Origin of the sequence: Bacillus sp. 2205SS5-2 (assembly GCF_037024155.1) — a bacterium.
In the GTDB taxonomy this organism is placed as follows: Bacteria; Bacillota; Bacilli; order Bacillales; family Bacillaceae_K; genus Bacillus_CI.
The window spans coordinates 236449-242448 of record NZ_JAYKTS010000003.1 but is presented as its reverse complement, the minus strand read 5'-3'; the positions used below and the strand labels follow the sequence as shown (position 1 = coordinate 242448).

Annotated in this window: 5 protein-coding genes; all 5 read right to left on the bottom strand. The window is 41.0% G+C overall.

Features of this window, described 5'->3' with window-relative positions; all coding sequences use genetic code 11:
- Nucleotides 1-141: 141 nt before the first annotated feature.
- The 5 genes from U8D43_RS03615 to U8D43_RS03595 are packed head-to-tail and all read right to left on the bottom strand — an operon-like array spanning nt 142 to nt 5897.
- Nucleotides 142-1569, bottom strand: coding sequence for a dihydrolipoyl dehydrogenase family protein (locus U8D43_RS03615; RefSeq protein ID WP_335869610.1), 1428 nt, complete (start codon nt 1567-1569; stop codon nt 142-144).
- Nucleotides 1569-2705, bottom strand: a complete 1137-nt coding sequence (locus tag U8D43_RS03610; protein ID WP_335869609.1) for a dihydrolipoamide acetyltransferase family protein — start codon at nt 2703-2705, stop codon at nt 1569-1571. The genes U8D43_RS03615 and U8D43_RS03610 overlap by 1 nt, the downstream gene beginning before the upstream one ends.
- A 13-nt stretch (nt 2706-2718) precedes the next feature.
- Complete coding sequence (locus U8D43_RS03605) at nt 2719-3708, bottom strand: alpha-ketoacid dehydrogenase subunit beta (RefSeq protein ID WP_335869608.1); 990 nt, start codon at nt 3706-3708, stop codon at nt 2719-2721.
- Nucleotides 3705-4775, bottom strand: a complete 1071-nt coding sequence (pdhA, locus tag U8D43_RS03600; protein ID WP_335869607.1) for a pyruvate dehydrogenase (acetyl-transferring) E1 component subunit alpha — start codon at nt 4773-4775, stop codon at nt 3705-3707. Before pdhA ends, U8D43_RS03605 begins: the two co-directional genes overlap by 4 nt.
- A 15-nt stretch (nt 4776-4790) precedes the next feature.
- Entirely contained in the window at nt 4791-5897 is a 1107-nt protein-coding gene (locus U8D43_RS03595; RefSeq protein WP_335869606.1) for a Leu/Phe/Val dehydrogenase, read from the bottom strand.
- Nucleotides 5898-6000 lie beyond the last annotated feature (103 nt).

Sequence of the window (6000 nt, the reverse complement as noted above, 5' to 3'; positions counted from 1 at the left end):
GTGTTTTCTAGACAATTACACTATACCAAATGTTGAGGTGCTTTTTTATGTCTATTTTTCATTGTCAATGAACATTTATGAACTATAACTAACCTTACAGCTAGTTATGTTATGCATTATTTTTTATGTGCGAAAGTTGAGTTAGTTATTTACTAGAATTGTTTGTTTTTGTGGAACGAGATGAATCGCTTTGCCCTCAAGTGCTTCTATCGCTTCTAATAATCCTTCATTCACACTAGGATGGGGGTACATTGGATAGAGCAAATCTTCTTCTCTTGCTACCGTTTCTAAGCCAATCGTAGCACTTGAAATTAACTCTATAGCTCCCATTCCCATCATATGAACACCAAGGAGCAGGTCCGTTCCTTTTTCCTTAATGACCTTTACTAATCCTTGATTCGCACCAGTCACAGTAGCATATCCATTCCCTGCTAACGGAAAGACGCTACACACAATCTCATAATCTATTTTTGCTTCAGCCTCTGTTAACCCCACAGTTGCGATTGGTGGGAGGGTATGCATAACCTTGGGCAAATAGCGACCATCATATTCGGGAACAAGTCCCTTAATTGATTCGACTGCTGTCTTCCCTTGTTTAATCGCTTTAACAGCAAGGGAAGGTCCTTCTGTTACATCGCCAATGGCATAGATCGTTGCGATCGACGTTCTGCATTGATTATCCACCGTGATATATCCTTCATTTGTTTTTATCGGTAGCCTCTCCAATCCCAAATTTTGTAATTTAGGTTTGAATTCACCTGTAACATATAGGTCACTTCCCTCAACCGTAACTATATCCCCTGTCCCATTCTGAAGAATTACCTCAAAATGATCTTCACCTTCGTGGACGTTTTGAACTTGGTAGTTTTCCAGATAATGAATTTTCTTTTTCTTTAGTAATCTCTTTACTTCTCTGGAGATGGTTTCGTCCAAGTCCATTTCCTCTGCAGCAATGAGAGTTACTTTGCTTCCTATTGCCTGAAATGAGAAAGCTAGCTCAAGCGTAATATAATCCTGTCCATATAAAATGATATGTTCAGGAATGTCCTCTATTTGAAAAACAGTAAAAGGATTTAGCATGCGGTTACTTCCTTTGGGTACCCAGTTCTCCTGCTCTAAACTCCCACCTGTAGCGATAATACAATTTTGAAACTTAAGTACCTGAAAATCATGATTGTTCTCAATTCCAATTCGATCTTCAGATAAAAAAGAAGCTTTCCCTTTCAGCACTTCCACCTTATTTACTTTACAGAGTGCATCCACTCCCTTACCAAGTTGAGTTGTAAGTTTCGTTTTATATTCTTGAAAAACCGCTAGATTGATTGTCGGTTCATTGAAAGCTAAACCTAGATTTTGAGAATGACTCATTTCTTCTTTTCGTTTGGCTAGTGTAGTGAACACTTTAGAAGGAATACAGCCTAAATGAAGACAAGTTCCACCTAACTCCCCTTTTTCGATCAACGTTACTTCCATTCCTAGTTGTGCGGCACGGATTGCAGCATGGTACCCTCCTGGGCCACCACCAATAATCACCAATTCTTTCTCTTCTGCTAATTCACCCACAACCATTACATCAACTCCAGTAGCATAGTGCTAGGATTTTCGATATAGTGTGCTACTTGATTGGTAAATTTAACGGCGGTTCCTCCGTCCGCCACACGATGATCAAAGGAGAATGAAATATTCATCATTTGTCGAATAACAATTTCATCCCGCTCATTCACCATCGGGCGTTTTTTCGTTTTATGAAATGAAATTAAGGCTGCTTCTGGTGGATTAATGATCGGTGTGGCACCGATTGAGCCATGAAGTGGTCCGACATTACTTACTGTAAAAGTGCCATCTTGTAGATCAGCCGATGTGAGTTTATTATGTAGTGCTCTTTCTGTTAATTTTCTAAACTCTTCTTGTAGTTGTTTTATTGATTTTTGATGTATCGAAGGGATGACCGGTGCAATTAATCCCTCCTCTGTGTCGATCGCCACTCCAAAATGATGATCCTGGTGTAAGTGAATGATTTCGTTTTCTTCGTCTAATGTGCTATTAAAGATTGGGAATTTCTTCAAAGCTAACGAGAGCACTTTTAGGAAAAATACGGATGCCGACACGTTTACCCCTGTTGCTTTCATTTGATTCCTTAGCAGCATTAGCTCTGTAACATCAATTTCTTCAAAATGCGTGCAATGAGGAATGGTTTGCAAGGAAGATTTCATCTTAACAGCAATTTGCTTTCTTCTCCCACGAAACGGAATGGTTTGTTGGGAAGTTTTATGTGTGGTTTTAGCCGTTTCTTTTGGCAGTGGTTCTATATTTTTTTGACTCACAACAAAATTCAATACGTCTTCATCCGTGATTCTCCCGCTCGGTCCAGACCCTTGAACTTTTTCTATTGGGACCTCTTGCTCTCGTGCTATTTTTCGTGTATATGGAGAAGCTAGTATTCTTTTTGAATTCGTTAATGTTGAGGACTTGTTTTCGTCTATCAGCTTTAAGATAACTTCACCCACAGAAACAGTGGTCCCCGTTTCGACTAGCAATTCCCCTATTACCCCATTTGCTGGGGATGGTATTTCAGCTGTCATTTTATCTGTTTGGACCTCCACTAAAGGCTGGTCTGCCACAACCACATCACCAAGCTTAACAAAATAATGAGAAATATTTGCTTCTGTCATACCTTCTCCAATATCAGTCAGTTTCACTTCCACTTTGCATCACCCCCTAAAATGATTTCACTTGTTCGATTGCCTCGATGACCCGATCTACAGTTGGTAAATAAAAATCTTCAAAACTAAAATAAGGGACTGGCGTATCAAAACCCGCTACGATATTAGTCGGTGCTTTTTGATATAGAAAGCATTTATCATTAATAATAGACAACACATCATTTGCAAGCCCACCAGTTGCATGTGCTTCTTGAACAATCACTATTCTCCCTGTTTTTTGGACAGATTCCATAATTAGGTCCTTGTCGAGAGGATAAAGTGTACGTAAATCAATGACCTCACACGAGATGTGTTCGCATTTCATTGCTGCTTCTTTCGCTATTTTCACCATTGCCCCCCAAGCAATCAATGTAACCTCTTCTCCTTCGACTACACGTGACCCCTTTCCAATGTCAACAGAGTATTTTCCACTAGGTACTTCTCCACGCGAAGATCGGTATAGTTGCATCGGTTCTAGAAATAGAACCGGATCCGGATCTTCAATGGCCGCAATTAACAGACCCTTTGCGTCATAAGGATTGGAAGGACAAACCACCTTCAGGCCCGGCATATGGGTAAATAAGGCTTCAGTACTATCTGAATGGATCTCAGGTGCTCTTACTCCTGCTCCATACGGGGCACGAATGACCATCGGAACCGTAAAATGGCCAAGTGTTCTAGAACGGAGTCGAGAAGCATGAGTCATAATTTGCTCATAGGCAGGATAAATAAAGCCTAAAAATTGAATTTCTACAACAGGTCGAAATCCACAACTTGCCATGCCAATAGCCGCTCCAACAAAGCCTGCCTCACTCAATGGGGTATCCATTACTCTATTCTCGCCAAACTCTGTTTGCAGTCCTTCGGTTGCGCGAAATACTCCTCCATTCCTGCCAATATCCTCGCCTAAGAGCAGAACATCCTCTCGTTCATTCAGCATTACTTGTAAAGCATCTGTTACTGCGCTGACCAACGTTAACGTTCTAGTTTGTTCAACTGTTTTCATGAAGATCTCCCTTCAAGATGTTTTAGAAGCTTATCTTTTTGCTCGGTGATCGTCCAGGTTGGTTCAGAAAACACATAATCAAAAATCAAACTTGGATCTGCGCTCGGATATTCTTCCATCTCTTTCACCGCTTGCTCTATTTCTGATGTTGCCCTTTCTTTTACGCTATCTACCCAGAGTTCATCAAACCAACCTTGAACCTTCATGAACTTTTCTAGCCGCAAAATAGGATCTTTCTTCTTACGACGGTCCATACTCTCATCTTGATTCCTATACTTCGTTGGATCATCAGCTGTTGTATGAGCCCCGTACCTCCAAGTTACTGCTTCAATTAGGCTAGGTCCTTCTCCGTTTCTAGCTCGATCTAGTGCTCTCAATGTTTCAAAATAAACAGCGAAAACATCGTTTCCATCCACACGTACGCCTTGAATATCATAAGCAAGTGCTTTTTGAGCGATTGTCTTTGTTTTCATTTGTTTCTCAATTGGAACCGAAATGGCATATTGATTGTTCTGGTTAAAGAAAACCACCGGCGCATGCAAAACGCTTGCGACATTTAAGCCTTCATGAAAATCACCTTCCGAGGTGGCCCCGTCCCCAAAATACGCAATTGCTGCATGTGAAGTGCCCTTAAGTTTCTCAGCATATGCAGCTCCAACTGCATGCGGTAGCTGCGTGGCAATTGGAATACCTGGTGGAAATATTTTCTTTCCTTCCGGTGGTACACACCCCTCATTACGTCCATTCCAAAACAAGAGAATATTCCGAAGAGAATGTCCGAATGTCATCGCTGCACCATGATCGCGGTAGGAAGGAAACAGCCAATCTCCTTCATGTAAAGCAAGTGCACTCCCAACCTGAGAGGCTTCTTGACCCTCGAAAGGTGCATAAGTCCCAATTCTCCCTTGTCTTTGCAGGCTAACGGCTTTTTTATCAAACAATCTGATTCGCAGACAATGTTCATAAAAAGAGTACGTTAAATCTTTCGAAATTTTACCTTCAAAGCTCTGATCGATGATTTTCCCATTTTCATCAAGGATGTTTTTAAGTGGAAATTGATTCTCCATTTTCTCACCTCTCTTTTAGATTCTGACTGCCCATTTCGGACGTTTCATATGTGAAAAGAAACTATTACGACGGACTCGAGATTGAATGCGTTCTTCACAAAAAGCATTAGCTGCTTCAATGGTCGTCATCCCTCTACTTTCTGCTTGGTTGTAAATCTTCATCAATGAATGGTAGATGGTTTTCGTTTTTTGCATCACTCGCTCTTTATTTGGCTCATACAACTCATCGGCTACTTGTATAAGCCCTCCAGAATTGACAATATAATCGGGTGCATATAAAATGCCTAGTTCATGAAGTTTATTTCCGTGCTCTGTTGTAAGCAATTGATTATTTGCTGACCCGACAACAGCCTTCACCTTCAATTGGGATAGGGTCTCATCATTGATTACTCCGCCAATGGCACAAGGAACAAACACGTCTGCATCTACCCCATAAATTTCCTCACCCTCGACAACTTTCACCATTACCCCTACTTCTTTCGCTTTGGATAATAGTTCGTCGATGGCATCTTGGTTAATATCCGTTACAAACAGCTCTGCTCCCTCTTCAATTAAACTTAACGCAACCTTTAGACCAACCTTGCCTAACCCTTGAATTGCATACTTCTTACCTTGTAAATCCTCGGACCCCCAAATCACTTGATTGGTTGCTCTAAGACCATATACCACTCCCATTGCTGTTGGAACAGATGAATCGCCGCTTCCACCATATACTTCATCCACACCTACGATACAATTAGTTTCTTTCAATGCGTAAATAAAATCTTCTGGGGTCGTCCCCATATCGGTCCCTGTATAAAACCGTCCATTTAATGATTCCACAAATTGACCAAACGCCCGAAAAAGCTCAGGATTTTTATCTTTTTGAGGATCACCAATGATAACTGCTTTGCCACCGCCAAAGTCTACATCAGCCGCAGCACATTTGTAGGTCATTCCTTTTGAAAGGCGAAGTACATCCTCCAATGCCTCATCGACTGATTGATATGGCCTCATTCGGCAACCTCCTAAAGCAGGACCGAGTGTGGTATTATGTATAGCAATTATGGCCTTCAACCCCGTTTCTTCATCATTACAAAAGACCACTTGCTCATGTTCAGAAATTCTTTCAAACATATCCATTTCCCTTCCCCCCAAAATGATAAAATGATAACGCTTTCATAAATCTCTAAGACTCTTTTCGTTTACATGGTTATATCATTTAATGGTCTAGAGAATCCTCTAT

What these genes read in the sequence shown, in the direction of transcription:
- U8D43_RS03605 (WP_335869608.1), bottom strand. Translation starts at nt 3,708, where the DNA reads ATGAAAACAGTTGAACAAACTAGAACGTTAACGTTGGTCAGCGCAGTA.
- pdhA (WP_335869607.1), bottom strand. Translation starts at nt 4,775, where the DNA reads ATGGAGAATCAATTTCCACTTAAAAACATCCTTGATGAAAATGGGAAA.
- U8D43_RS03615 (WP_335869610.1), bottom strand. Translation starts at nt 1,569, where the DNA reads ATGGTTGTGGGTGAATTAGCAGAAGAGAAAGAATTGGTGATTATTGGT.
- U8D43_RS03595 (WP_335869606.1), bottom strand. Translation starts at nt 5,897, where the DNA reads ATGGATATGTTTGAAAGAATTTCTGAACATGAGCAAGTGGTCTTTTGT.